The sequence below is a fragment of the Haloarcula ordinaria genome (genome assembly GCF_029338275.1).
GTDB lineage: Archaea > Halobacteriota > Halobacteria > Halobacteriales > Haloarculaceae > Haloarcula > Haloarcula ordinaria.
Genome location: NZ_CP119789.1, coordinates 1,288,894 through 1,313,946, shown reverse-complemented (window position 1 = coordinate 1,313,946; position 25,053 = coordinate 1,288,894). Strand labels below are relative to the sequence as shown.

25 protein-coding genes are annotated in these 25,053 nt (G+C 66.7%); 12 read left to right on the top strand and 13 right to left on the bottom strand.

Features of this window, described 5'->3' with window-relative positions:
• Positions 1-41 precede the first annotated feature (41 nt).
• On the bottom strand, positions 42-647 hold the full coding sequence (locus tag P1L41_RS06940; RefSeq protein WP_276298136.1) for a transcription antitermination protein: 606 nt from the start codon (positions 645-647) through the stop codon (positions 42-44).
• A 148-nt stretch (positions 648-795) separates the two neighbouring features.
• Between P1L41_RS06940 and P1L41_RS06935 the strand changes: the two genes are divergently transcribed.
• Positions 796-1,974: an MBL fold metallo-hydrolase gene (locus P1L41_RS06935; protein ID WP_276298135.1), complete on the top strand. Its 1,179-nt coding sequence runs from the start codon at positions 796-798 to the stop codon at positions 1,972-1,974.
• Positions 1,975-2,018: 44 nt separating this feature from the next.
• On the opposite strand, the gene P1L41_RS06930 is transcribed toward P1L41_RS06935, so the two are convergent.
• The 4 genes from P1L41_RS06930 to P1L41_RS06915 form a co-directional block, all read right to left on the bottom strand.
• A complete protein-coding gene (locus tag P1L41_RS06930) occupies positions 2,019-2,111 on the bottom strand; it encodes a PGF-CTERM sorting domain-containing protein (RefSeq protein ID WP_276298134.1) in 93 nt (30 codons plus the stop codon).
• Between the two features lie 95 nt (positions 2,112-2,206).
• Positions 2,207-2,500 carry a DUF6432 family protein gene (locus tag P1L41_RS06925; RefSeq protein ID WP_276298133.1) on the bottom strand — a complete coding sequence of 98 codons (294 nt, stop codon included), beginning with the start codon at positions 2,498-2,500 and terminating at the stop codon, positions 2,207-2,209.
• A gap of 85 nt (positions 2,501-2,585) precedes the next feature.
• Positions 2,586-3,356, bottom strand: coding sequence for a hypothetical protein (locus tag P1L41_RS06920; RefSeq protein ID WP_276298132.1), 771 nt, complete (start codon positions 3,354-3,356; stop codon positions 2,586-2,588).
• A 318-nt stretch (positions 3,357-3,674) separates the two neighbouring features.
• The gene (locus P1L41_RS06915; protein WP_276298131.1) at positions 3,675-4,898 is read right to left on the bottom strand and encodes a PKD domain-containing protein; all 1,224 of its coding nucleotides are present in this window, start codon (positions 4,896-4,898) and stop codon (positions 3,675-3,677) included.
• A gap of 148 nt (positions 4,899-5,046) precedes the next feature.
• On the opposite strand from P1L41_RS06915, the gene P1L41_RS06910 reads away from it, so the two are divergent.
• Together P1L41_RS06910 and P1L41_RS06905 are read left to right on the top strand one after the other, a co-directional pair.
• Complete coding sequence (locus P1L41_RS06910; protein ID WP_276298130.1) at positions 5,047-5,841, top strand: DUF7093 family protein; 795 nt, start codon at positions 5,047-5,049, stop codon at positions 5,839-5,841.
• Between the two features lie 38 nt (positions 5,842-5,879).
• Entirely contained in the window at positions 5,880-6,272 is a 393-nt protein-coding gene (locus P1L41_RS06905) for a DUF5611 family protein (RefSeq protein WP_276298129.1), read from the top strand.
• A 214-nt stretch (positions 6,273-6,486) separates the two neighbouring features.
• Here the strand turns inward: P1L41_RS06905 and P1L41_RS06900 are convergent, their stop codons facing one another.
• The 5 genes from P1L41_RS06900 to P1L41_RS06880 all read right to left on the bottom strand — a co-directional run bounded on the left by P1L41_RS06900 (position 6,487) and on the right by P1L41_RS06880 (position 10,994).
• Positions 6,487-7,260, bottom strand: coding sequence for an ABC transporter permease (locus P1L41_RS06900; RefSeq protein ID WP_276298442.1), 774 nt, complete (start codon positions 7,258-7,260; stop codon positions 6,487-6,489).
• Positions 7,261-7,361: 101 nt separating this feature from the next.
• Positions 7,362-8,306, bottom strand: a complete 945-nt coding sequence (locus tag P1L41_RS06895) for an ABC transporter ATP-binding protein (protein ID WP_276298128.1) — start codon at positions 8,304-8,306, stop codon at positions 7,362-7,364.
• A 107-nt stretch (positions 8,307-8,413) separates the two neighbouring features.
• On the bottom strand, positions 8,414-8,773 hold the full coding sequence (locus P1L41_RS06890; RefSeq protein WP_276298127.1) for a cell division protein SepF: 360 nt from the start codon (positions 8,771-8,773) through the stop codon (positions 8,414-8,416).
• 83 nt (positions 8,774-8,856) lie between these two features.
• Positions 8,857-10,695: a ribosome biogenesis/translation initiation ATPase RLI gene (locus P1L41_RS06885; RefSeq protein ID WP_276298126.1), complete on the bottom strand. Its 1,839-nt coding sequence runs from the start codon at positions 10,693-10,695 to the stop codon at positions 8,857-8,859.
• A gap of 2 nt (positions 10,696-10,697) precedes the next feature.
• Positions 10,698-10,994 (bottom strand): EMC6-like membrane protein, encoded by a 297-nt coding sequence (locus P1L41_RS06880; protein WP_276298125.1) that lies wholly within the window; start codon positions 10,992-10,994, stop codon positions 10,698-10,700.
• A gap of 128 nt (positions 10,995-11,122) precedes the next feature.
• Here P1L41_RS06880 and P1L41_RS06875 point away from each other — a divergent pair, with 128 nt between their 5' ends.
• From P1L41_RS06875 to P1L41_RS06860, 4 genes are all read left to right on the top strand, one after another.
• The gene (locus P1L41_RS06875) at positions 11,123-11,386 is read left to right on the top strand and encodes a MarR family transcriptional regulator (protein WP_276276487.1); all 264 of its coding nucleotides are present in this window, start codon (positions 11,123-11,125) and stop codon (positions 11,384-11,386) included.
• 156 nt (positions 11,387-11,542) lie between these two features.
• On the top strand, positions 11,543-12,757 hold the full coding sequence (locus P1L41_RS06870) for a molybdopterin molybdotransferase MoeA (protein ID WP_276298124.1): 1,215 nt from the start codon (positions 11,543-11,545) through the stop codon (positions 12,755-12,757).
• Positions 12,754-14,601, top strand: coding sequence for a molybdopterin biosynthesis protein (locus tag P1L41_RS06865; protein WP_276298123.1), 1,848 nt, complete (start codon positions 12,754-12,756; stop codon positions 14,599-14,601). Before P1L41_RS06870 ends, P1L41_RS06865 begins: the two co-directional genes overlap by 4 nt.
• Positions 14,602-14,814: 213 nt before the next feature.
• Entirely contained in the window at positions 14,815-15,732 is a 918-nt protein-coding gene (locus P1L41_RS06860) for a hypothetical protein (RefSeq protein ID WP_276298122.1), read from the top strand.
• Between the two features lie 163 nt (positions 15,733-15,895).
• Here the strand turns inward: P1L41_RS06860 and moaA are convergent, their stop codons facing one another.
• Both moaA and P1L41_RS06850 read right to left on the bottom strand, forming a co-directional pair.
• On the bottom strand, positions 15,896-16,957 hold the full coding sequence (gene moaA, locus P1L41_RS06855) for a GTP 3',8-cyclase MoaA (protein WP_276298121.1): 1,062 nt from the start codon (positions 16,955-16,957) through the stop codon (positions 15,896-15,898).
• A gap of 72 nt (positions 16,958-17,029) precedes the next feature.
• The gene (locus P1L41_RS06850; protein WP_276298120.1) at positions 17,030-18,907 is read right to left on the bottom strand and encodes a PINc/VapC family ATPase; all 1,878 of its coding nucleotides are present in this window, start codon (positions 18,905-18,907) and stop codon (positions 17,030-17,032) included.
• 170 nt (positions 18,908-19,077) lie between these two features.
• On the opposite strand from P1L41_RS06850, the gene P1L41_RS06845 reads away from it, so the two are divergent.
• The 5 genes from P1L41_RS06845 (at position 19,078) to P1L41_RS06825 (ending at position 24,113) form a co-directional block, all read left to right on the top strand.
• Positions 19,078-20,163: a M20 family metallopeptidase gene (locus P1L41_RS06845; protein WP_276298119.1), complete on the top strand. Its 1,086-nt coding sequence runs from the start codon at positions 19,078-19,080 to the stop codon at positions 20,161-20,163.
• Positions 20,164-20,227: 64 nt separating this feature from the next.
• Positions 20,228-21,730: a carboxypeptidase M32 gene (locus P1L41_RS06840; RefSeq protein ID WP_276298118.1), complete on the top strand. Its 1,503-nt coding sequence runs from the start codon at positions 20,228-20,230 to the stop codon at positions 21,728-21,730.
• A 71-nt stretch (positions 21,731-21,801) separates the two neighbouring features.
• On the top strand, positions 21,802-22,788 hold the full coding sequence (locus P1L41_RS06835; protein ID WP_276298117.1) for a methyl-accepting chemotaxis protein: 987 nt from the start codon (positions 21,802-21,804) through the stop codon (positions 22,786-22,788).
• Positions 22,789-22,843: 55 nt separating this feature from the next.
• Positions 22,844-23,659: an SAMP-activating enzyme E1 gene (ubaA, locus tag P1L41_RS06830; RefSeq protein WP_276298116.1), complete on the top strand. Its 816-nt coding sequence runs from the start codon at positions 22,844-22,846 to the stop codon at positions 23,657-23,659.
• Positions 23,660-23,738: 79 nt separating this feature from the next.
• On the top strand, positions 23,739-24,113 hold the full coding sequence (locus P1L41_RS06825) for a DUF5658 family protein (protein WP_276298115.1): 375 nt from the start codon (positions 23,739-23,741) through the stop codon (positions 24,111-24,113).
• Here P1L41_RS06825 and P1L41_RS06820 read toward each other — a convergent pair.
• Positions 24,110-25,021 (bottom strand): cobalamin-binding protein, encoded by a 912-nt coding sequence (locus tag P1L41_RS06820; protein ID WP_276298114.1) that lies wholly within the window; start codon positions 25,019-25,021, stop codon positions 24,110-24,112. The two genes, P1L41_RS06825 and P1L41_RS06820, sit on opposite strands and share 4 nt — an antisense overlap.
• Positions 25,022-25,053: the final 32 nt, after the last annotated feature.

The following is a 25,053-nucleotide window of genomic DNA, read 5'->3' as shown; positions in this document are numbered from 1 at the left end:
CATAAGTATCGGTGTAAGATATTCTTCGAGTAATATGATGCTCAGCAGACAGGCCTGGGGTCCAGCCCCATCGACTCGAGCGTCGTGGCGTACTCGTCGTACGCTGCCTCGATAGCGGCGAGCGCGGCCTGACTGGCCTGCTCGCGTTCCTCGGTCGAGAGTGCAGCGAGGGCCTCCCGGGCGTAATCGAGACTCGAAGCGTCGGACCTGACCTCCCGGAAGACGTCGGCACTGGCTTCGTCCGGTTCGTTAACGAAGAAGTTCACCACTTGCAGGTAGAACCGGTCGGCGACCAGCGGGGTGGCGACGAGGCCAGCCCCGACCTGCTGGGCCGTCCCGTCGACGGAGTCGAAGTGGACAGTCAACGCATCCGACTCGCCAGCCGACACCTCGAACCGGTCGGCACGCTCGGCGGCGGCCGTCGCTGCCGCCGCGAACGCGTCGGCGACGGCCCCGTTGGATTCGTCCGCCGCCCACCGTTCGAGTGCACCTGCAACGCCGCTCTCGCGAGCGACCGCTGCACTGCGGACTGCGTCGGGTTCGAGCGTCGCTTCCGTGACGGCGATGAGGAGCTTGTCCGACCCGAGACGGTCGAGTTCAGTCGCAGCGGTCTGGCGTACCGTCTCGATCGTGTCGGCTGGATCCATACCGGATAGAGGGGTGGCACGGATTTCAACCCCGGTGACTCGGAGGGTGATCGCCGGCGAGGCGGGCCAGGCGATTCGAGTGTCGGGCACCGTCCTACCGAGACGCCGGTCACCGTCGATTTATCCAGACCGGGGCCCTACCCTCGATATGACCCAGACGGCACCCGACCCACCGACCGAACCGGCCTCGCTGTCGGCCGCGGAGCTGAAACGACGACTCGACGCCCGCGAGGCGGTCCGGTTGCTCGACGTGCGGAACCGCGACGAGTTCGAGCAGTGGCACATCGACGGTCCGTCGGTGACGGCGACCCAGGTCCCGTTCACGAAGGTGCTGCAGGCGAGCGTCACCGGTGACGTCGAGGGCCTCCTCGAGGCCGTCGACGGCGACGGCCCCATCGTGACGGTCTGTGCCGAGGGGGAGGCCAGCGCCTTCGCGGCCGGCCTGCTCTCTGACCACGGCGTCGACGCGCAGAACCTCAGCGACGGGATGGAGGGGTGGGCTCGACTGTACGAAGCCCACGAAGTCCCGTGCGACGAGGCGACGGTGCTCCAGTACCAGCGCCCGTCGTCAGGATGTCTGAGCTACCTCGTCGTCAGCGACGGCGCGGCCGCCGTCGTAGACCCGCTTCGGGCGTTTAGCGACCGGTACCTCGCCGACGCGGCCGACCACGACGCGACGCTCGAGTGCGCCATCGACACCCACGTCCACGCCGACCACGTCAGCGGGCTCCGACGACTCGCCGACGAGGGCGTCGAACCGGTCATGTCCGCGAGCGCCACCGAACGCGGGCTCACGTACGACGTGACCGAACTCGACGACGGCAAAGCGCTCACGGTGGGAGACGCCACGCTCACGACCGTCGCGCTCCCCGGCCACACCACGGGGATGGTCGGCGTCCGCGTCGGCGGCGTGTTGCTCGCCGGCGACAGTCTCTTCCTCGAGAGCGTCGCTCGCCCGGACCTCGAAGCGGGTGACGAGGGCGCGCAGGCCCTCGCCAGGGACCTCCACCGCACACTGACCGAACGACTCGCCCCGCTACCCGACGAGACGGTGGTCGCGCCTGGCCACTACAGCGAACAAGCCGAACGCGCGGCCGACGGAACGTACACCGCGCCCCTCGGCACCCTCCGGGACCGATTGCGCGCGTTCGAGATGGACACTGAGGCGTTCGTCGAGTACGTCACCGCGGACATCCCACCCCGTCCGGCCAACTTCGAGCGTATCGTCGCGATCAACCTCGGGACGGAGACGGCCGCGGAAGACGAGGCGTTCGAACTCGAACTCGGACCGAACAACTGCGCGGCGACACCACTCGAGAACACCTGACACAGGAGAGTCGAACACAGAACGATCGATAGCGAACGGAATCGTCAACGCCGCCGTCGGACCAGCAGCGTAGCCCCGAGCAGTGCGACCACGGTGACGACCGGGCCGAATCCGGGTTCGGACGCCCCAGCGAGCATCGTCCCTCCACTCAGATACTCGAACTAAAGTGTGTGATCGAGTCTGAACCGTGAGAGTCGAATCGCGTGCACCCGCTCACACCCCTCCGTATCTCTCAGAGGGAGAACCGCCTGCGGAGCTGGTCGAGCAGGGACTCGTCCTCGTCCGGTGGCTCCGTTCCGATGACGTCTTCCTGTGGCAGGATGACCGTCCGCTCACCGTTGTCTTCGACCTCGATGAGGTCGTCCGCTTTGAGAGCGGCCAGGGCGTCTTCGATCTGGTCGATACTCACGTCCGCGCGCGACCGGAGCTCGAACACCGTCATCCCCTCCTGGTGGCGGTCCGCGAGGGCGTCGAGCACCGCAACTTCGGTGTCGTCCCGGTCACGGTACTCCCGCTTCGCTCTCATACGTGCTACTATAGCCGGACGACTCTTGGCTTTGTCCCTCGTTTCGGGGATCAGCGGGAATGCGTCGGAACCCCAACCGGACCGCTCAGGGCGGTGCCCGTTCTGCGCTCCGGTTCATCTCGGGATAGGTCAACCTCGTGGTGGAGTTCTCGCCGCCTTCGACGTAGGACGGCGACGCCGGCCCCTCGACCTCCGTGCCGAGATACATGAACCAGTAGCCCACGATGTCGTCCTCCAGGTCGTACCTGTCGGCCCGCTCCTTGGTGATGTAGGTCGTCCGGTACAGCGTCCCGTTGGGCGTCACTGCGCGGTGATAGATGCGGTCGGGAACCCACGACTCGTCGACCTGTTCGTACTCGGTGCGGTAGTCGTCGAGCATGATAGTGTACGCAAGTAACAGGGCGATATCGATCGAACGGAGTTCTTCGGGACTTGGGTCGCTACTACTCAAGTGGTACGTGACTATAGCGTAGTCCTGCTTTGGATTGACAGCGTCGACTCCTCTCGTTGGGCGGATATCTATCCAGTCGCTGGTATTCGCATTCGACTGGTAATCCGCGACAAACTCACCGTATCGCTCACTCTCGTTCCATTTTGTCGGATCACCCGCGAACCACCCCCGGTCGTTGGGATGGACCCACTCTGAGACGGTCAGCCAGTACTCGAACGTCTCACGGTACTCCGCGGACATGGCTCGGATGGTGTACTGACCGGTCTCGGGGAGTGTGACATTCATCAGTGACGAGTCGTTGTGGCGCCAGTGGTCGTCGCTGGACGCGATGATCGTCCCGTTCGGAGCGACGAGCTCGGTGTACGGGTCGCCGGATTCAGACTTCATTCTGATGACGACTGTCATACCGGCCTCGCCGGAGAAGGTAACTGGTTCGTAGTGACCTCGGTCGGACCGTGGATCTCGCTGGTCAATTTCGCCGCGAGAGGGATGACCTCTCGGGTCTACGGTTTCGAGATCCACCCCGCCAACAGTAGAAGTGGCCGTCGGAGTCGCAGTCGCTGTCGGAGTTCCTGTTTGTTCTACGGTGGGCGTCGGATTAGGACCAGTAACAGGAGATGGGACGACTGCTGAACATCCAGCACTCATGATTAGCAATGCGAGAATTGCGGAAACGATGAATCGTGATTCAGATAGTTGTGTCATTTTTGACTTATAAAAGTACTACCCAGTCCAGTAGCCACCATACGAGACACCTCCACTAGTCCACGAATCATCTGACTCATCTGAGTCAGTCGAGTCATCAGAACTGTCGAAACTACTTGTCGAGGGGGACCCAGCATTACCCGCGTCTATGTTGTACCCGTCCTGTGCGCCGGTATCAACATATCCACTGCTCTCGTCCTCACTTGCGGTGGAATCGTCACTGCCTCCACTGCTATCTCCTTCGCTCATACTGTGGTCGTCACTGTGGTCGTCGTCCCCCGGACTCCCGTCTTGTTCGTTCTCTTGCTGTTCCGTCTTATCCAGCGTCGCCTTGTTGTCGACCACGTCTATCATGTCGGCTTCGAAGCGCGTCGGGCCGTTCTCACCCGTCGAGGTCCGGTACTTACTCACGTCGACGTACTCGTTCGCGTCGACCAGGCCGCGGGCGTCGGTCATCACCTGGATGCCCTGCTCGCCGTTGGCGTTGATGACGGTCTGCTGCCCGGTCTCGGCGTTGGTGAGGACAGCGTCGTTGAGGCAGTTGTTCGACCAGAAGTGGCAGTCGTCGGCTTCCGAACCACCGGCCCCGGAACCGCCGGTACGCGTGAGGACGGTGAGGTCGTGTGTCGCCGTCGCCCGGTGGCCAGCAGCGTCGTAGACGACGGCGCGGACAGACACCGAACCGTTGGTGGTGTAGGGGCGAGACAGCGTGGCCGTCGTGCTCGAACCGGCGAGTACGTCACGCTGGGCGACCGCTCCGTCGACGATCCAGGCCACCGACGAGAGCGACGGCTCGCCGGCAGCGACGTCGGCCGTGACGGTCGCCGACCGGTTCCAGACGACCGTGCTCGGTCCGGAGAGGGTGACCGACGGGCCGGCACCGGCCTCGACGTCGACGAACAGCGTGTCCGAACTGGTCGCCCCGTCGTCGTCGGTGACGGTCAGCGTGACCGCGTAGCGGCCGGTCGTCGTGGGCTGGAACCGCGTCTGCCGGCAGGTCGGACAGTCGGGGCGAGTGGCCGTCCCGGTTGGTGTCTCGACTGTCCAGCTGAAGCGGGCGACGGAACCATCGGGGTCCCGGGAGCCGCTGGCGTCCAGATGGACCGTCGCGTCGGCACCGACCGTCTGGTCGAGGCCCGCGTCTGCGAGCGGCGGTGCGTTGCTCGTGGCCGCCGCCGTGCCGGCGAGCAGGCCAAGCACACAGAGGGCGAGTACCGTACCGATGGCCAGAGACCGGGGCATCGGTCGAGTGTCGGCTCCCCCTCGGTTATAAAATTTCACATCTAGTTTTGTTAATTAAGGCAATTGGTTTTGAGATACGGACCGCCGTGGCAGCTCGGCCCGCTGAGACAGACAGGGTTTAAGTACGTCACGGTGAGAAGAACTGACAATGGGTCTCAAATGCTCCGTCCTCGGGCACAAGTACGGCGAGGCCAGCGTCGAACGCGACCGTGAAGAGCAAGGTAGCGAAGTCGTCATCACCATCCGCGAACAGGAGACGTGCGAGCGGTGTGGTAAGACGCGCATCGTCTCCGAGAACAAGGAGGTGACGTCGGTCGAGACGCCGTCCGACATCGCCGGCGACGTCGTGGAAGCACAGGCTGCAACGAACGACGAGGAATCGGACGCGTCCGACGCGGGCACAGAGCCCGCAACGGGCCAGGCAGACGACGCGGTGACGCCGGTGTTCGAATCGGAGAACGACAGCGCGGACGTCGGCCCGGTCGACCCGGAGACCGACGACGCAGAAATCATGAGCGGGAGCGACGACGACGTCTCGAGTGGTGACGCGGAACTCGACGAACCGACCACAGACGTCGCGGTCCCCGGCGCGGAGGAAGACGTGGTCGCCGAAGCGGAGCCCGAAGAAGACGACGGGGTCATCATCGACAGCGACGACGAGACGCCGGTCGAAGACGAGCGGGCGCCGGGCGAGTGGCCGGAAGAGCCGGGTGACGACGGCGACGACTGGAAGCCCGAGACGGTTCTGGGCGACGACACGGACGAAGCGTCCGAACAGCCGGAGGTCGAACCGGTCGCCGAGAGCACGGTGACGGTCCCCGACGGCGAGTTCTTCTGCGAGGAGTGTGGCTTCTCGACCCCCGTCGAGTCCTCGTCGCTGCGTGCGGGCGATTTCTGTCCGGAGTGTCACAAGGGGTCGCTGGTCCAGAACGCCGACGAGTGAACGCAAAGGGTAAGACGGGCGCTCGCAAAACGTGGCCCATGCGAGAGTACAAAATGCGTCGGGGCGAACATCTCGAAGACCGCGTCCCGGACATGAAGGCGTTCGTCGAGGAGTACTTCGGAGCAGTCACAGACACCGAAGACTACAACGGGAACGACCTCTACGTCGTCGACGAGCCCGAGAACCCTGTCTTCGACCGCGTGGTCGCCGGCACGGTGAGCTACGGGAGCAAGAAGGACAAACTCGCGCTACACATCGACGAGAAGCCCGCCGAAGAGGTCATCGCCGGCGGCCACGTCGACGCCGCCGAGGACGCCGTCGCAGCCAAGAACGACTTCCTCGAGGAAGCGACCGACCGCGACGCCAAGGCCCGCCGGGATTCGCTGAAACGGTCCGTCGAGGACGACCCGGACGCGCCCGACAACGTCTGAAGCCGCGGCATTATTTTCATCTGAGTGTCACGTGAAAGCCCATCAAGTGTAAATACTCCGCGTGGTATAGATTCACATACGCCTGGTCCGGAGGCGCTCAGAAATGTCCGGATCACGAGCACCGCTCGTGGGGACCCTGTCATAGTTTGTCCGCCCGCCGGAGCGGACCCATTCCGGCATTCGGCACGTCCGTCCGTTCTTCCGAACGCCGCTGTCAGTCTACCAGGCCGTAGCCGCGCCTGACCAGTTCGATGTCGATGGCGAGGACGACCACGGTGAGCCCGGTGAGGACGGCGAGCGAGACGTTCGGTTCGACGTCAGTCGTCTGGGGGATGACGCCGTAGCGGACGCCGTTGACCATGTACACCATCGGATTCAGCAGGGTGACCTGCCGCCAGATACCGTCCAGCGCGCTCAGCGGGTAGAACACCGCGCCGAAGAAGACGAGCGGCCGGATGATGAACTGGTTCATCACCGTCAGGTAGTCGAAGTCGTCGGCCCACAGACCACCGATGACGCCGAAGCCGGCGAAGAGCGTCGGAATGACGAGCATGAACGCCACGAGATAGAACGGGTTCGCGACGGTGACGGGCGTGAAAATGAGACCGACTCCCCAGATGATACAGCCGACGATAATTCCTCGAAGGGCCGACGCGCCGACGTACGCCAGCACCATCTCGGTGTGCGAGAGCGGCGAGGTAAGTACCTCGTGGATGTACTCGTTCCATCGCCCGTGGAAGATGGAGAAGGAGGCGTTCTCGAAGGCGTTGGAGATGATGCCCAGGACCACCAGTCCGGGGAGGATAAAGAGGATGTAGCCCGCGCCGCCGAACGCCTGCGGGTCGCTCCCGCTGATACGTTCGCCCAGCACGACGCCGAAGACGGTGAAGTAGAGGACGTTCGTGATCATCGGCGGCAGGAACGTGTTGCGCGGCCGGCGGACGTACCGGAGAATCTCGCGGTGCAGCAGGGTCCAGAGCCCGACCAACCGCGCACGGAGGCCGGTCGGCGCACCGGCGTCGGTCTCGCTGTCGGCGGCGAGCGTCGCAGTGCCCCCGTCGGTACCGACCGGTTCGTCGCCAGCGCGGCTCACGCCGACACCTCCGCATACTCGCGCTCGTCGCGGGTCATGTTGACGAACACCTCTTCCAGCGAGGCCCGGCGGATGTCCAGCGACGTGACGTCGTGGCCCTGGCGCTCGAGGGTCCGCATGAGCTCCGGCGCGGTCTGACTGCCGCCCATCGCCGTCACGCTGAGACCGTCGTCGGTGACGGTCACTTCGGTGACGCCCTCGACGTCGAGTCGCGGTGCTGTCCGAGGCGGGTCCGCCAGTCCGAGTTCGATGGTGTCGGTCCCTCGGGACATCAGTTCGTCGGGGGTGGAGACATCGACCTTCCGGCCGTCGTCGACGATGGCCACGCGGTCACAGAGCCGTTCGGCCTCCTCGATGTAATGGGTCGTCAGCAGGATGGTCGTCCCCGAGTCGTTCATCCGGTTGATGATGTCCCAGAGGTCGTGGCGTAACTGGACGTCGACCCCGGCGGTGGGCTCGTCGAGGATGAGCAGGTCGGGGTTCGAGACGAGCGCGCGGGCGAGGACGAACCGGCGTTTCATCCCGCCCGAGAGCCAGTCGAAACGGGTGTCGCGCTTCTCCCAGATCCCGACGGTCTTCAGCGCATCCTCCGCCCGCTCGCGGGCTTCCGAGCGGCCGATACCGTGGTAGCCCGCCTTGTGTTCGAGGACCTCGATGATGGGAAAGAACCGGTCGACGTTGAACTCCTGTGGGGCCAGGCCGATTCGGTCGCGGGCCTGGCGGTAGTCGTCCTCGACGTCGAAGCCGAAGACCTCGGCCGAACCGCCGTCGCTGTGGGCCAGGCCGACGAGGGTGTTGATGAACGTCGTCTTGCCGGCTCCGTTCGGACCCAGCAGGCCGAAGAACTCGCCTCGCTCGACGGTCAGGTCCAGGCCGTTGAGAGCCGTCACGTCACCGTAGCGTTTCACTAACTCCCGGGCACGGATGGCCGGCGCGGTCATTGTCAGTTGCAGTGGGCCGAGACCGAAAAACACGTTGAAACGGCATTGACGTCGCTAGCACAAGAGAAAGACCGACGACGCCTCTGGCCCCGAGCGTGACCGACCGACTACTGGCCGAGTCGGTCGCGGGCGATGGCGACGCCGGCGGGCGTGATGATGAGCTGGTCGTCGTCCTTCTGGACGATGTCACCGCCCACCTCGTTTGCGACCTGCTTGAGCTCGTCGCTGATGTGTTCCATCGTCCGGTCGGTCGTCGAGTGGCGGACGATGTCGGCGATGACGACGTCGCCGTCGTAGACGGCGTCCTTGATCTCGATGACGTCCTGTTTGTCGCTGATACGGGCGATACGGACCTGTCGCTCGGCCTCGGCGCTCGTGAGGTCGTAGGCGTCGGCGTTCAGTTCGACGTAGTCCTCGGTCTTCCGGGAGGATCCCGATCCGCCGAGGATCTTGCTCATCAGTCCCATGTCACCTACGGCGGCCGCAGGTGGTTTAGGTCTTACGTCAGACTAGGTGGCGAGTACCTGGGACGCAAGGGTCGACTGCGGGGTCACTCCCGGTCGGGCGCGTAGTAGTACTCGCCGGCGTTCTTCTGCTTGCGGTCGAGTTGCGAGCCCGGCTTGTTGATGCGTGGACGGGACGTCCGCTCGTCGCGGCGGAAGGTGATGTCCAGATTTTCGAGGAACTCGTTCATCCCCTCGCGCATCCCCTGTGGCGGGGTGGCCCGGCCGCGTTTCGCCGGTTCGCCCTCGAAGACCAGCAGACGGTCGGCCAGCAGGTCGATCATGTAGATGTCGTGGTCGATGACCAGCGCGGTGGCGTCGTGATTCTCGGCGTAGCGGCGAATCGCGGAGGTGGCGAGCACCCGCTGTTCGACGTCCAGGTGCGCCGAGGGCTCGTCCAGCAGGTAGAGGTCGGCGTCCTTCGACAGACAGGCCGCGATGGCGACGCGCTGGCGCTCCCCACCGGAGAGGTCCGTGAGGTTCTGCTCCATCACGGCGTCCAGCTGGAGCGGCTGGGCGATTTCGGTGTTCCAGTACGAGGAGCCGAAGTCGTCGGTGATGGTAGAGAGGAACGCGTCGACGCGCATCTGCTGGTCGATGTCGATGTACTGCGGTTTGTACGCGATGTCGAGTTCCGCGTCGACCGACCCCGAAGACGGTTCGAGGCGGCCCGCGAGCATCTTCGCGAACGTGGACTTCCCGATACCGTTCGGGCCGACGACGCCCAGCACCTCGCTCTCGCGGATGGTTCCGGCCTCGACGGACAGCGAGAACTCGCCCTCGCCGTAACTCTTCTCTAAGTCGGGGTACTCGATGACCACGTCGCCGGTCGAGGCGCTTCGGGGGGCGTGTTCCTCGAACTCGATCTCCGTCTGGCGGATGCGCATGTTCTCGTTCTCGAGGTATCCCGAGAGGTACTCGTTGATGCCGTTCTTCGTCGACTTGGGCGGGGTGATGATACCGAACGCGCCGGGGCGACCGTAGGCGACGTTGATGTTGTTCGCCAGCAGGTCGAGGATGGCGAGGTCGTGCTCGACGACGAGCATCGAGCGGTCGCCGTCCTCGGCGAGGTCCCGGATGAGGCGGGCGGCGGTCATCCGCTGGCCGATGTCCAGATAGGGGGTTATCTCGTCGAGGAAGTAGAAGTCGGCGTCCCGCGCCAGGGTCGCGACGAGCGCGACGCGCTGGAGTTCCCCGCCCGAGAGGTCGTCGATGTGGTTGTCGACGACCGGCGCGATACCCGTGCGTTCGATAAGGTCGTCGAGCGCGCCGCGTTCGTCGGTCCGTTCGAGCAGTTCGCTGGCCGTCCCGTCGAACTGGTCGGGGATGCGGTCGACGTACTGGGGCTTGCGGGCGACGGTCAGGTCGCCGTCGCGCATCTCCTCGAGGTAGTCCTGGAGTGCGGTCCCACGGTACTGGTCGAGTATCTCTCCCCAGTCGGGCGTCTCGCCGTAGCGCCCCAGGTTCGGGGCCATCTCGTCGGCGAGGATGTGGACGGCGGTGGTCTTCCCGATACCGTTCGGGCCGAGGATGCCCGTGACCTGGCCGTCGGTCGGGGACGGGAGGCCGTACAGCGCGAAGGCGTTCTCGCCGTAGCGGTGGACCGGGTCGTCCTCGAGTTCCTGGGGGAGGTTGATGATCTGAATCGCGTCGAACGGGCACTTGTTGACGCAGATACCGCAGGTCTCGCCCAGGCAGATGTCCTCCGAGATGCGGATCTGGTCGGGCTTCCCCTCGAACTCCTCGTCGTCCTCGTAGGCGTCGCCCCGCTCGACGATGCACTCTTTCCCGCTGCGGTTCGGCGGGCAGTAGTTCATGCACTCGTAGTTACAGCGGTCGGGCTGACACCGATCTAAGTCGACGACTGCGATGCTGTCGTCTGCCATGGTTACACCCCTGTGGTCAGCAGGATGCCCCACGTGACGAACCACAGGGAGAAGGTCATGAAGGCGATGTAGAGGATGTCCTTCGTCGAGAGGTCCTCCTGCCCGATGCCGATGAGTCGCAGAATCGGGAACTGAATCAGGATCGCCGCCGCGAGCACGAGCACCCCCGTCGTGTCGGTCGCACCGCTCGCGAAGGCGTTCGACCCGAACGCCGCGGCGATGCCCGCGACCGCCGTCAGCGTCGTGACAGTGAGCCCGCGCATGTGAGAGCTCATGCCGTCCGCCATGTCCGTAGCCATACTCCACTTTCGTCTACCCTCCACCAAAAGGGGCGCGGTTCGCCGAGACGGGCTCGCGGCCGTCTGTGCGCGGTCCAGCCGAGCCAACTCCTCAATCTTTAAGCATCCCGCGCCTCTGGGTCCACGTGATGACAGAGTCCGATGGGGAAGCGATAGCGGACCTTCCTCCGAGCGCGAAACTCGTGTACAAGGTACTGGAGTACGACGGGCCGCTCACCCAGAAGGGAATCGTCGAGGAGTCGATGCTCTCCGCGCGGACCGTCCGCTACGCGCTCGAACGCCTCGACGAGGTCGGTGTGGTCGAAGAGGACGTCTACTTCGCCGACGCGCGACAGAACCTCTACGAGATCACGGAACAGCCCGCCGAAGCGGACGCACCAGTCTCGGACTGACGCGGATTTTTCTCTCGACGGTCGTCGCGTGCCAGCGACGGCGTGAGCTGTATCGCTGTCCGAGAAAGAGTCCGTCGGCCTTCCCGTCCGAATCCGGGCACACAGTGACCCCGCGGCACGCGGAGGTTTTTGGTCGTCAGGTGCGAATCCCGGACAATGAGCGACGAGGGCCGGCGGACACACGGCTTCAGGCGTCGGACACCGCTCGAGGACGCACGAGAGACACTCCTCGATGCGGTGACACCGCACGAGCGGGCCGAGCGAATCGCGCTCCGTGACGCCGACGAGCGCGTGCTGGCGACGGTCGTCGACGCCGAGCGCGCGGTTCCGGAGTACCGACGAGCGGCGGCGGACGGGTTCGCGGTCCGGGCCGAGGACACCTTCGGCGCGAGTGGCCGCTCGCCTGCGGCGTTGCAGGTCGGCGAGGCGGTCGGTCCGGGGACGGCGACCCGCGTCGAAAGAGGGAGCGAACTCCCCGAAGCGGCCGACGCCGTCGTGACGGTCGACGCGACCGAGCGGCGGGGCGACTCGCTGACGGTGTTCGACGCGGTGGCCGGCGAAGAGAACGTCGCGGCGGTCGGCGAAGACGTCGCAGCCGGCCAGAAGTTGTACGAGACGGGCCACCGGCTCAGACCCTCGGACCTCGGACTGCTCAAGTCGGTCGGCAGAACGACGGTCGAGGTGTACGAACGCCCACGCGTGAGCGTGATTCCGACCGGCGAGGCGCTGGTTGAGTCCGACCCCGACCCGGGCGAGGCCGTCGAGACCGACGGCCAGACCGTCGCACAGTACGTCGAGCGCTGGGGTGGTGACGCGACACATCGCGACGTCGCCGACGACGAGGAGGCCATCCGCGAGGCAATCGAGCGTGACCTGGACCGCGACGTGGTGGTGACGACCGGCGGCACCTCTATGGGGGCGCGCGACCGCGTCCCGGAGGTCGTCGATTCGCTCGGCGAGGTGCTGGGCCACGGCGTCGCCCTCGAACCCGGCGGCTCGGTCGCCCTGGGCGTCGTCGAGGAGACGCCGGTTCTCCTGCTCCCCGGCCCTCCGGTGGCCTGTCTCGTAGCCGCGATGGCGTTCCTCCGCCCCGCACTCCGCGAGCGCGGCCACCTCCCACACGTCGACCCGCCGACGACCGAGGCGGCGCTGACCCGGAAGGTCGTCAGCGACCCCGGCACCCGGACGTTCGCCCGGGTGGAACTGGACGGAACGGGCGACGACGTGACCGCGACGCCGACGCGGGCGAGCGGGGCAGGTGTCCTCTCCAGCGTCGCGCTGGCCGACGGGTGGGTCGTCGTCCCCGAGCGGCTGGAGGGGCTGGACGCCGGACAGCCCGTCGCTGTCGAGGACTGGGAGTGGTCGGCATGACCGACCGCCGCGAGTTCCGCGACCTCGCCCCGCCGGAGGAGGTCCGAGACGTGCTCGCGAGCCTCGACGTGGCCCCGGGGATCGAGTGGGTCCCGTTCGGCGACGCCCGTGGCCGCATCCTCGCGGAGCGTATCGACGCCGAACTGGACGTCCCGGGCTTCGACCGCGCGAGCATGGACGGCTACGCGGTCCGCGCCGAGGACACCTTCGGGGCAGACGAGGCGAGCCCCGTGACGATGCCGCTCGTCGGGACGGTCCACGCGGGCGAGGAGCCGGCCGTGGAGGTCGAACCAGGGACCATCGTCGAAATATCCACCGGCGCGGTGCTGCCACCGGGGGCCGATGCCGTCGTGATGGTCGAGCGGACGACCGAGGTCGAGGACGGCATCGAGGTCCGGACCGCCGTCGCGCCTGGCGACCACGTGATGCCCGCCGGTGCCGACATCGCCGCGGGAGCGCGGGCGCTGGGCCCCGGGACGCGAATCACGCCCCGGGAGATGGGGCTGCTCTCGGCGCTCGGCGTGGACGAGGTCCCGGTCCGGGGCCGGCCCACGGTCGGTATCATCTCGACCGGCGAGGAGCTGGTCCGGCCCGGCGAGCCGCTGGACAGCGCCGCCGGCCAGATATACGACGTGAACAGTTACACGCTCGCGGCCGCCGTCGAGGAGGCCGGCGGCGAGGCCGTGCTCTACCCGCACGTGGGTGACGACTTCGAGGCGATGGAGCGCCTGCTCCACGAGGCCGCCGACGAGTGTGACCTCGTGCTCTCCTCCGGGTCGACCAGCGCCAGCGCCGTCGACGTCATCTACCGCGTCGTCGAGGAGCGCGGTGAACTGCTGTTACACGGCGTGGCGGTCAAGCCCGGCAAGCCGACGCTCGTGGGCACCGTCGGCGACTCGGCGTACGTCGGCCTGCCGGGCTACCCCATCTCGGCGCTGACCATCTTCCGCGAGTTCGTCGCGCCCGTCGTCCGCGACGCGGCGGGGCAGGCGGACCCGGCCACCGCGACGGTCACCGGGACGATGGCCGTCACCGAGCGCTACAGCGAGGGCCGCTATCGGTTGCTACCCGTCGGCCTCGTCAAGGACGGTGACGGCGACCTGCTGGTCTACCCTGTCGACAAGGGGAGCGGTGCGACGACCAGCCTGGTCGACGCGGACGGCACCGTCGCCGTCCCACCCGAGACGGACTACCTGGGCGCGGGCGAGACCGTCGACGTGTCGCTGTTCTCCCCGGACGTGCGACCCCCGACGCTGCTGGGCGTCGGCGAGGACGACCCCACGCTCTCGGAACTACTGGACGACGTCGACCGCCCGCGGTACCTCCCCGTAGGGACCGTCGACGGCCTCCGGCGACTCGAAGACGGGACGCCGGATCTGGCGGTGACAGCGGGACCGGTCGACCCGCCACAGGACGCCGTCGAACTCGGCGGCTGGGAGCGCGAGTGGGGACTGGTGGTCGCAGACGCAGACGCCGTGGACGGGCTGGCGGCGCTCGTCGACGGGTCGGCGCGGTTCGTCAACCGCGGGACCGGGTCCGGTCTCCGGCGAAGTCTCGACGCGGCACTCGACGCGCTCGCCGAGGAACGCGGCGTCGACCGCGGGGACCTCACAGCCGCCATCTCGGGCTACGGGCTGACGACGAACGCACACGAGAGTCCGGCCCGGAAGGTCCTCGCCGGACAGGCGGATGCGGGACTCGGGCTTCAGTCGACCGCCGAAAAACTCGGGCTCGGGTTCGTTTCGCTCGGGACCCAGCGTGTCGGCGTATACGCGGCCCCAGAGAGAGTAGAAAAACCGGGTGTCAGTGCTCTCGAACGGTCGATCGACAGCCTGGAGCCGTAGTCAGAGGGTTCATCGGAGCCGGGCAGACCGAACGAGTCGTTCGACCGGCAGCGGTGTTCGAATCTCTGTCGCTTGCAGACTCGAACTGCTGGAGAGAACACGATACTGACTCCCTGTTCACTGACCTTCACGAGGGTGGGGATGGTGACGCAGTATCGCAGTTCGGCATCGATATCGGTTGCTGTTAAATGGTACCGTCTGTTAGCCTACGGTATGGTCGATCCGATCTCGGCGACGCTCGGGGCACTGACGTTGGGGGTCAACGCCGCGAGTGCCTATCACCAGCGGAAATCCGTCGTCCTGGACGGAGGTGTCGACGAAATCGGCGGTGTCAAGGAGTTCTGGAACGCACACCGTCGGGACACGCTCGATACCGGGACCTACGTTACGGTCGAAGGGACGCTCTCTCTGTACGCTCCGATGATCTTCGGGGATCCGCGGCTCATCAAACAGCGGCACTTCGAGTTCAGAGACGCACTTTCGACGGAGGCTCCAGCCAGTATCGACGCGCTCGTCAGCATCGGCTCGGGACAACCGGTCGTCCGCCTGGAGCCGATGGAAGGCGTCTACTACGCCGGCCTGTACGAAGGGATCGGTCGAAATTCGATCCCCGTCTTCGTAGACGAGACCCGTCTCGACGCCTGGCGCGACGAGCACACGACCGCCAGTACACACGTGTGGGACGTCGCGTTGACCGGTCAGCTCGACGACTTGCCGACCGAGTGGGACGATTTCTTCTCGATCTTCGGTCTCGATCAGGAAGCGCCCGAGTACGCAATCTACGTCAAGGACGATGACGCCTCGAACATCGAATACCGGGGCGAGACGAGATTCTTCGAGGCGGATATATGGGCCGCGTACGAACACGATAACGACCGCGGGTGGATAACCCGGTGCCCCGACTTCGCCGAGCGGACCGAGATCCGGGGAGCGATCGACGCCGTCATCGACAACCTCGAAGCGGTCGAGGGGCCGGTCGAACTGATCTCGCAGTACGACCTCGTGGACCGACCGCTCGGAACGAGCCCGAGTATCGACCAGACGTCGACGCACGTCCAGGAGATGTCGAACCGACGAGTCCGCGAGAACTACATCGACGAGGTCTCGGCACTCGTCGATAGCTACACATAGGCGGCTTTCAGGGTTCAGTGCTGGTGGTTGGGTGGCGTCTCCCGAATTTGAACGGGAGGAGATCTCCTTGGGCACGGATTCCGTTTCGGTCGCTCGCGGATTTGCTCGCGACAGAAATTCCACCTCTCGGGAGCGACTCGCTGAACGACTCCGATACCCCCTCTCAGTCGTCCTTCGAGTACTCGTAGGGCGTCCGGTCGCCCTCGCTGTCCCGGTAGGCCTCGTTGAACGTCCACTCGCCGTCCTCTTCGATCATGTACTCGCCATAGTAGGGGACCCGCTCGGCGACGGTCGTCCGGAAGGCCTCGCGCATCGAGGCCTTCGTCTCGCCGATGGCGACGAGGTCGTCGTTGCGGTTCAGACACCCCTTGAGGTAGCCGTCGTGCGTGAGCCGGACCCGGTGGCAGTTCGCACAGAAGTCGGCGTTCCCGACAGGGTCGACAATCTCGACCATCCCCAGCCCGGCGGCATCGCCACCGCCGTCGGCGGCCGCCACGGTCCCGTTCTCGGCTCGCGCGGCCGCCTCGCTGCTGACGAAGTAGCGCTTCCGGTCGTGCATCGCGCGGGTCTCGACGTGGTCGGCCTGGGCCTCGAGCCAGTCGTGAACCCGCTGGATGTCGACGGCCCACTCCGGGTGGCCCGCGAGCTCCGGCATGTACTCGATGAGCTGCAGCTGGAGCCCGTCGTTCTCGGCGACGTGGTCGACCATCCCCGGGACGTAGCCCGCCGTCGGCTCGAAGACGACCATGTTGAGTTTCACCGGCGCGAGTCCCGCGTCGAGGGCCGCCTCGACGCCTTCGAGGACCCGGTCGTACGCGCCGCTCTGCGTGAGTTCGGCGAACGCCTCGGCGTCCAGCGCGTCCTGCGAGACGTTGACGCGGTCGAGCCCCGCATCGACGAGCCCCTCGGCCCGGCCCGGGAGGAAGGTGCCGTTGGTCGTCATCGACACCGCCATGTCGTCGGGCGTGCGCCGAACGATGGCTTCGAGGTCGTCTCTGAGCATCGGTTCGCCGCCGGTGAACTTCACCGCACCGACGCCAAAGTCGTGGGCGACTTCGAGAAACCGGACGACAGCGTCGGTCCCGAGTTCGTCGTCCTGTGGGTCCATCGGGCCGCGCGTGTCGCCCAGCCCCTCGTTGTGGCAGTAGACGCAGTCGAAGTTACACCGGTCGGTCAGCGAGACGCGGACGCCGGTGACCTCGCGACCGAACTCGTCTTCCAGCATCTGGTTGCTATCTCTAGGCGCCGAAGCAGGTTAAAGGATAGTCCCGGTTTCGTGCGGTGCGCTGGCTCGCGTCTACGACGGGACCACGGTGATGGTGTTCCCACGGTCGATGGCCCGTTCCAACTCCTCGGCGATGCCCGACCCGCGCGAGACCTGTATCTCGCCCCCACGGGAGACGGTCGCCGTAAAGAGGTACTCACCGTCGGCCTGTACCTCGACGGTGTCGCCCGAGTGGCCGTCCAGCGGGACGATGATGTGCCGGGACGTCACCTCGGGCTGGACGATTTCGCCCTGCTTGCCGCCGGCGTCGGTCTGCGGACCGCCCGAGGGGCCGCTGGGCCGTTCCTCGAAGGTCCGGACGTCGATGTCGATACCGAGGCGGTTCTCCACGTCGGTGATGCGGCCGCCGCCCTTGCCGATGACCTGCGAGATGTCGTCGTCCTCGACCCACACCACGGCGGTGTTCGGGCCGCGCAGTTCCACCTCGACGTGGCCGCGCGCGATGGAGCGAATCTCTCGTTCGACCTCCTGCTTGGCGAGGCGGTCGACGCCGGAGTCCTCGCCATCGTCGTCGTCGTCCAGCGGGACGGTGACGACCTGGTTGTTGAACGTGTAGATCTCGAAGGCTGGCGCGTCGGTCGCGAAGTCCTTGACCATGATGACCGGGCGGGCCAGGTCCTCCTCCATGAGGCCCGCGGGGACCTTGACCTCGGTCGTGACGTCGTAGACGGTGTGGACCTGCCCGGCCTCGATGTAGACGACAGTGTCGACGATCTGCGGGATGAGGCCGAGTTCGACCCGGCCGATGAGGCGCTGGAGTGCGTCGATAGCGCGGGTCGCGTGGACGACGCCGACCATCCCGACGCCCGCGAGACGCATGTCGGCGAAGACCTCGAAGTCGTCGGTCTTCCTGACCTCGTCGTAGATGGTGTAGTCGGGCCGGACCATCAACAGGGAGTCGGCGGTCTTCTCCATCGACCCGTCGAGGGCGGTGTACTGGGTGACGTTCGGGCCGACCTGGAGGTCCCGTGGCTTCTCCATCGTCTTGACCGAGTAGTCGGCGTCGACCAGGAACTCCGCGACGGCCTGGGCGAACGTCGACTTCCCCGCGCCGGGCGATCCGGAGATGAGGACGCCGCGCTGGTGTTCGGTGAACCGGTCACGCAGTTCGTCGGCGTACTCGTAGTCGTCGAGTTCGGTCTTGACGATGGGTCGGACGGCCGTGATTTCGAGTGCGTCCGAGAACGGCGGGCGGGCGATGGCGATACGGAGGTCGCGGAACTGGATGATGGTCATCCCCGGCTCGTCGAGTTCGACGAAGCCGTCGGGCGACCCGCGGGTGCTGTCTTCGATGTCGGCGGCGTACTCGCGAAGTTCGGCCTCCGTTGCCTTCTCGTCGCGAATCGGCTGGTAGTGCATGTCGCCGATGTCGCCCTTCTTCGCGAACGGGGCGACGCCCACTTTCAGGTGGACGCTCATCGTCGCCTCGTCGAAGAAGTTCTCGATCTGGAGGTGGTCGACCGAGCGACCCCGCGGTTCGATGTACTCGACCCGGATACCCTTCGCGCGAGCCACCTCGGCCTGGACGTCGTCGCTCGTGACCAGGACCGCGCCGCGGTCGTCGGCCACGTCGCGGATGAGCGCGTCGATTTCACCCTCGCCGGCGTCGCGTTTCTCCACGGCGTCGGGCCGCCGACCGACGTACTCGACCTCGATGAGTCCGTCCTCGGCGAGTTCGACCAGCCGCCGGAGCTCCTCGAGGCCCTCCCAGCCGGTCTGTCGGCCGTCGTTGGCCTGTGCTTCGAGTTCGCCGACGACGGCCTCCGGCATGACCACCGTCGCGCCGGCAAAGCCCTTGCCGCTCTCCGGTGAATCAGGGTCAGCGTCGGCTTCGACCTGTTCGGACACGCGGCCGTCGACGACCACGCTCGTGTCCGGTACGATTTCCATACCACTGATACGATACCGTCGATTGATAAGGGTCCTGATACGGGGGTTTCCGAAGGAATCTACACCGTCGGTGCAAGGTACGGCCTGAACTTCGTGGGCCCGCTTCCGAACGACGACTGACTGACTCGTTTTCGAGCAAGACACAAACCGATGGCCCGAGAGCGTCCGGTATGGACCTCACCGAACTCACGAGAGAACTGGTCGCGACGGGGAGTCACGAGGACGAGACCGCCGCTGGCGACTACGTCGAGGAGTGGCTCCGGACCCACACCGACGCCGCGGTGGCCCGCGACGACCACGGGAACGTCCTGGCGCGGCGCGGCGATGGCGAGACATCGCTCGCGCTGGTCGGCCACCACGACGTCGTCCCGCCGGACGACTCGCAGGTCGACGACGACGGCCACTACCTCGTCGAGGAGCGCGACGGACGCCTGTACGGTCGCGGTACCGCCGACATGAAGGGCTGCGTCGCTGCGGCGATGCTGGCGTTCCGCGACGCCGACCCCCTGGACGGGGCGGAACTGGTCTTCGCCTCCTTCGTCGGCGAGGAGCAGGGGGGCCTGGGTTGTCAGGCGGCCATCGAGGACGGCTTTTCGCCGGACTACGCCGTCGTCGGCGAGGGGTCGACGGGGTACTCCGCGCCGGGAGTCACAGACGTCGCCGTCGCCCACAAGGGCCGGCGCGGGTCGACCATCGTCGCGGAGGGGGCGGCCGCCCACGCCAGCGAGACCGAGGCCGGTGAGAACGCCATCTACCGCGCGACGGATGCCGTCGACGTCGTTCGCGACCTGGCGTTCCCGGAGACAGAGGTACTGGGCCACCACCTCTCCGGGAGCGTCGCAGTCACCGAAATCGACGGCGGGTCGGCGTGGAACGTCATCCCCGAGCGCTGCGAGGCGACGGTGGACGAGCGGACCGTTCCCGGCGAGCGTGCGCCGTTGGACCGAGTCGAAGACATAGCGGGGGTCACCTGGCAAGTCGACCAGGACCTCCCGCCGATGGCGTGCGAGGACACCAACTTCGCCGAGTTCGTGCTGGACGCGGCCACGGACAATCAGGCCGAGCTGCCCGAACACGTCGTCAAGCCTCACGCGACCGACGCGGGGTGGCTCTCGCAGGCCGGCACCCAGTGTGTGGTCCTGGGCGCGGCCGAACCGGGCGAGGCCCACACCGCCGACGAGAGCGTCTCGCTCGCTGTGCTGGAGCGCTGTCGGGCCATCTACGAGCAGGTCGCGAGAGAGTGGCCGGCCGACTGAGGGAATGCGCGCACGCCTTTCCGCCTGCGTCGGCCCTTTAGTGTCGCCGCACTAACGTGGGGGCATGGCAACAACCAGCGAGGACGTCGAATCGACGTACGAGGCGTTCATCGACCACGTCAAGCGGCTCCACTACGTCGGCGACGCCGGCGGCGTCCTGCAGTGGGACCAGCAGGTGATGATGCCGGACGCGGGGACGCCCGCCCGCGCGAAGCAGTCGTCGGCCATCTCGACGCTACACCACGAGCTGCTGACCGACGACCAGCTGGCCGGGTGGCTCGACGAGCTCGGGGACGCGGACCTCGACGCCGAACAGGAAGCCGTCGTCCGCGAGGTACGCCGGGACCACGAGCGCGCGGTTCGAGTCCCGTCGGACCTCGTCGAGCGTCTCTCGGAGGCGTCCTCGAACGCCCTGCCGGTCTGGAAGGAGGCCAAGGCCGACGACGACTTCGACGCCTTCGCCGACACCCTCCGGGAGATGGTCGACCTGCGCCGGGAGTACGCCGAAGCCATCGACCCCGACCGGGACCCCTACGAGGTGCTGTTCGAGGAGTACGAGCCGTATCTGGGCATCGACACCGCCGAGGCGGTGCTGACGACGCTCCGCGAGGAACTCGTCCCGCTTATCGACGACATCGCCGCCAGCGACGTGACCCTCGCAAGTCCCTTCGAGGGAACATACGACGACGACACGCAACACGCGCTTGTCGAAGCGGCCCTCGACACGCTGGGCTACGACTGGGACCGCGGCCGCCTCGACACCGCGCCCCATCCGTTCTCCACGGGGACCCAGTTCGACGCGCGCGTGACGACCCGGTTCACGCCCGACGACCCGCTGGACGCGCTGGGCTCGACCATCCACGAGTTCGGGCACGCGACCTACACGCAGGGCCTCCCCCGCGAGGAGTACGGCACGCCGCTGGGGGACAACCGCGACCTGTCGGTCCACGAGTCCCAGTCGCGCTTCTGGGAGAACCACGTCGGTCGCTCCCGGCCCTTCTGGGACCTCTTTGCCCCCACGGTCAACGACCACCTCGGGACCGACGCCACGCCCCGCGAGTTCTACGAGGCCGCAAACGAGGTGTACGATGACAACCTCATCCGCGTCGAAGCCGACGAACTGACCTACCACATGCACATCGTGCTTCGGTTCGAAATCGAGCGCGACCTCATCCGTGGCGACCTCGAAGTCGAGGAAGTCCCGCAGGTGTGGAACGACAAGATGGAACAGTACCTGGGCGTCCGCCCCGACACCGACGCCGAGGGCTGTCTCCAGGACATCCACTGGACGAACGGCGCCATCGGCTACTTCCCGACCTACTCGCTTGGGTCCGTGCTGGCCGCGCAACTGGCCCACCACGTCGATGCGGACGTCGACGACTTCGACGGAACTGTTCGCGCCGGCGAGTTCGGCCCCATCCACGAGTGGCTGACCGAACACATCCACCGCCACGGCGCTCGGTACACGACCGACGACCTCATCGAGGAAGCGACCGGCGAGGCGTTCAGCGCCGACTACTTCGTCGAGTACGCCGACGAGAAGTACCGCGACCTGTACGACTGCTGACGGGGCCAGTATCAGCGACGATAGCGTTTGGTACACCCTTTTTTAAGTCGCAACGGTCAGATCCGGGCACAATGAGCGATACTGGCCTGGGTACGACGGAGATCGCGACCGACGCAGATATCGACGACGACATCGACGCCGATATCCAGAGCGACGTCGCAGCAGACATCGACCGGCAGGCAGGCTACGACCACGATGCCGCGAGCGAGATACAGACCGGGCTGGCCGAGCTGGAGGACTCCTCGGTCGACATCGCCGAGGAGACCGACGACATCCGCCAGCAGGCGGCCGAACAGTACGAGGGGATGTCCGAGGTGGCGAGCGAGGTGTCGAACCTCTCTGCGTCCGTCGAAGAAATCGCCTCCTCCTCCGAGGAGGTCTCGGCGGCCGCCCGCGAGGCGAAGGAGCTCGCCGAGCGCGGCCAGGGCAACGCCGAGGACGTCCACGAGGCTATGGAGAGCATCCAGACGGCCGCCGACAGCGTCGCCGAGGACGTCAGGACCATCCAGGCGAGCGTCGAGGAGATCGACGCCATCGTCGACGTCATCAACGACATCGCCGACCAGACCAACATGCTCGCGCTGAACGCCTCCATCGAGGCCGCGCGGGCCGGCGAGGCCGGCGAAGGGTTCGCCGTCGTCGCCGACGAGGTCAAGAGCCTCGCCGAGGAGTCCCAGGAGCAGGCGACGACCATCGAGGGGATGATCGACGGCATCCAGGACGACACGAGGAACGCCGTCGAGAGCCTCGAGGCGAGCAACGAGGAGATAGAGGCGGGCATCGACACCGTCGAGGAGTCGACCGAGATTCTGACCGAGATCGGCGACACCGTCAAAGAGGTCAACCACGGTATCGAGGAGGTCGCGACGGCGACCGACCAGCAGGCGGCCTCCACCGAGGAGGTCGCGAGCATGGTCGACCAGGCCACCGACGCTGCCGAGGAGATCGCCGAGAGCACGGCAGAGATCGCCGACGACGCCGTCGCGCAGACCGACCGGGTCGCCGACATCAACCGGCGGATGGACGACATGGTCGCGGACCTCCAGCGCAACAACTGAACCGGCCGAACAGGCCCATCCCGCGATTTATCTTGCTCGACGGTCAACGGGCCGTATGCGCCCGAACCTCGACCCCGAACAGCTCGACCGCTACTCGCGGCACGTCATCATGGACGGGGTGGGGCCCGAGGGACAGGCGGCGCTGTTGGAGTCGTCGGTGCTCGTCGTCGGCGCCGGGGGCCTCGGGTCGCCGGTCCTGCAGTACCTCGCGGCCGCCGGCGTCGGGACGCTGGGTATCGTCGACGACGACGTGGTCGAGCGGTCGAACCTCCAGCGCCAGGTCATCCACGCCGATAGCGACGTGGGCCGGCCGAAAGTCGAGAGCGCCGCAGCGTTCGTCACCGACCTCAACCCGGACGTCACCGTCGAACAGCACCAGACGCGGTTCACGACCGGGAACGCGCCGGACCTCGTCGAGTCCTACGACATCGTCGTCGACGCCTCGGACAACTTCCCTACCAGATTTCTCGTCAACGACGCCTGCACGCTCGCGGGCGTCCCCTTCTCGCACGGCGCCGTCTTCCGCTTCGAGGGGCAGGTGACGACCTTCACCGGCGAGGGACCCTGTTACCGGTGTCTGTTCCCCGAAGCGCCGCCGGAGGGGACCGTCCCGGACTGCGCGACCGCCGGGGTACTGGGCGTCCTCCCGGGGACTATCGGCTGTATGCAGGCGACGGAGGTCATCAAACTCGCGATGGACTACGGCGAGTCGCTCGACGGCCGCCTGCTGGTCTACGACGCCGGCGAGATGCACGTCGACGAGGTGCCGGTAACGAAACGCTCGGAATGCCCGGTCTGCGGGGCGGACCCCGTCATCGAGACGGTCAGCGAGGCCAGCTACGACGGGCAGTGTTCGCTGACGGGCGACTGACAGACGGCCGTCGCCGGCGCGAAGACCGTAGAGAGTTATGCCAGTTCGGTCCGTAGCGGGGGTAGACAGTCCCGCCCCCATGTCACGCCCTCAAGCCGACGTCAGCCGTCCCGCAGCGCTCCTCTCGCGAGTGGTCCGACCGGGGTACGTAGAGCTCGTGTTCGCGGTGGTGCTCGTCTGGGGCTTCGGTGACGCCGTCTCGACGCTGCTGGCGGCCGAGGCCGTCGGCATCAGGCACGAGCAGAACCCGTGGCTCCGGCTCCTGTTCTCGATAGAACCGCTGTTGATTCCGCTGGTGAAGGGAGCCGTCGTCCTGTTCGTCGGCGTGGTCTTACTCGAGTGCCGCGACATCGTCGAGTCGGTGCCCCTGTGGCGGGCCTGGTTCGTCGCCGTCATCGCCGCGGGGACGCTCGTCATCGCGGGCAACGTCTACGTCGCGCTCTCGACGCTCTAGGCGCGCAGCGTCGCCAGGTCACGCACGGCGTCGCCCGGCGGCGCGTCGAACAGGTCCGGATGGAGGAGCGCGGCCAGGTACTCCAGGGTCTCGACCAGCCGTGGCCCCGAGCGGTTGACGAAGTGGTGGCCGTCCATCACGGCGGCGCGCCCCTCGCGGACGGCCCGGAGGTCGTCGAACCCCGGTCGCTCGGTCAAATCGTCGAGGTTCTCGCTGGTCTGGGCGACGTCGAACCCACAGGGCGCGGCGACCAGCACTTCGGGGTCGTACTCGCGAACCTCGGTCCACTCGCGGGGCCGGGAGTGAGCGCCGTGTTCGGCCATCTCGTAGCGACCGCCGGCCAGTTCGACCAGCTCGGGAATCCAGTGGCCGGCGACCATCACCGGGTCGAGCCAGTCGAGGACGGCGACGCTGGGCGTCTCGGTGGCACGGGCCGCGGTCTGTTCGACCGCTGCCACGCGTTCGCGGAGGTCGGCGACGAGGTCGACTGCCCGGTCGGGCCGGTCGATGGCCGCCCCGACGCGGTGGATGGACTCGAAGAGGTCGTCGAGGCTGTGGACGTCGAGCGTCAGCACCTCGCAGTCGAGGCCGAGGTCGGCGACGGCGTCGGCGACCTGGACGTGGTCGACGGCACAGACGTCACAGACGCCCTGGGTGACGACGAGGTCCGGGGCGAGGTCGGCCAGCGTCTCGCGGTCGACGGCATAGACCCCGTCGCCCGCCTCGGCGGCCGCGACCTGCTCGTTGATGTCACTGCTCGAGGCGTCGGGGTCGACCCGCGAGCGGTTGACCGCGGGTTGCTCTCTGGCGGCCGGCGGGTAGTCACACTCGTGGGAGACGCCGACGGGGGAAACACCCAGGGCGTAGACGATTTCTGTCGCCGAGGGCAGCAGGGTGACGACGCGCATACACGGGTTATGGCGCCGCCGAACAAAAGGCT

Coding starts and splice junctions, on each gene's coding strand:
- P1L41_RS06870 (WP_276298124.1), top strand. CDS start 11,543: ATGAGCGACGAGGGCCGGCGGACACACGGCTTCAGGCGTCGGACACCG.
- P1L41_RS06860 (WP_276298122.1), top strand. CDS start 14,815: ATGGTCGATCCGATCTCGGCGACGCTCGGGGCACTGACGTTGGGGGTC.
- P1L41_RS06940 (WP_276298136.1), bottom strand. CDS start 647: ATGGATCCAGCCGACACGATCGAGACGGTACGCCAGACCGCTGCGACT.
- P1L41_RS06885 (WP_276298126.1), bottom strand. CDS start 10,695: ATGGCAGACGACAGCATCGCAGTCGTCGACTTAGATCGGTGTCAGCCC.
- P1L41_RS06910 (WP_276298130.1), top strand. CDS start 5,047: ATGGGTCTCAAATGCTCCGTCCTCGGGCACAAGTACGGCGAGGCCAGC.
- P1L41_RS06920 (WP_276298132.1), bottom strand. CDS start 3,356: ATGACAGTCGTCATCAGAATGAAGTCTGAATCCGGCGACCCGTACACC.
- P1L41_RS06845 (WP_276298119.1), top strand. CDS start 19,078: ATGGACCTCACCGAACTCACGAGAGAACTGGTCGCGACGGGGAGTCAC.
- P1L41_RS06880 (WP_276298125.1), bottom strand. CDS start 10,994: ATGGCTACGGACATGGCGGACGGCATGAGCTCTCACATGCGCGGGCTC.
- P1L41_RS06875 (WP_276276487.1), top strand. CDS start 11,123: ATGACAGAGTCCGATGGGGAAGCGATAGCGGACCTTCCTCCGAGCGCG.
- P1L41_RS06820 (WP_276298114.1), bottom strand. CDS start 25,021: ATGCGCGTCGTCACCCTGCTGCCCTCGGCGACAGAAATCGTCTACGCC.
- ubaA (WP_276298116.1), top strand. CDS start 22,844: ATGCGCCCGAACCTCGACCCCGAACAGCTCGACCGCTACTCGCGGCAC.
- P1L41_RS06840 (WP_276298118.1), top strand. CDS start 20,228: ATGGCAACAACCAGCGAGGACGTCGAATCGACGTACGAGGCGTTCATC.
- P1L41_RS06915 (WP_276298131.1), bottom strand. CDS start 4,898: ATGCCCCGGTCTCTGGCCATCGGTACGGTACTCGCCCTCTGTGTGCTT.
- P1L41_RS06895 (WP_276298128.1), bottom strand. CDS start 8,306: ATGACCGCGCCGGCCATCCGTGCCCGGGAGTTAGTGAAACGCTACGGT.
- P1L41_RS06850 (WP_276298120.1), bottom strand. CDS start 18,907: ATGGAAATCGTACCGGACACGAGCGTGGTCGTCGACGGCCGCGTGTCC.
- P1L41_RS06925 (WP_276298133.1), bottom strand. CDS start 2,500: ATGAGAGCGAAGCGGGAGTACCGTGACCGGGACGACACCGAAGTTGCG.
- P1L41_RS06905 (WP_276298129.1), top strand. CDS start 5,880: ATGCGAGAGTACAAAATGCGTCGGGGCGAACATCTCGAAGACCGCGTC.
- P1L41_RS06825 (WP_276298115.1), top strand. CDS start 23,739: ATGTCACGCCCTCAAGCCGACGTCAGCCGTCCCGCAGCGCTCCTCTCG.
- moaA (WP_276298121.1), bottom strand. CDS start 16,957: ATGCTGGAAGACGAGTTCGGTCGCGAGGTCACCGGCGTCCGCGTCTCG.
- P1L41_RS06835 (WP_276298117.1), top strand. CDS start 21,802: ATGAGCGATACTGGCCTGGGTACGACGGAGATCGCGACCGACGCAGAT.
- P1L41_RS06865 (WP_276298123.1), top strand. CDS start 12,754: ATGACCGACCGCCGCGAGTTCCGCGACCTCGCCCCGCCGGAGGAGGTC.
- P1L41_RS06935 (WP_276298135.1), top strand. CDS start 796: ATGACCCAGACGGCACCCGACCCACCGACCGAACCGGCCTCGCTGTCG.
- P1L41_RS06890 (WP_276298127.1), bottom strand. CDS start 8,773: ATGGGACTGATGAGCAAGATCCTCGGCGGATCGGGATCCTCCCGGAAG.
- P1L41_RS06930 (WP_276298134.1), bottom strand. CDS start 2,111: ATGCTCGCTGGGGCGTCCGAACCCGGATTCGGCCCGGTCGTCACCGTG.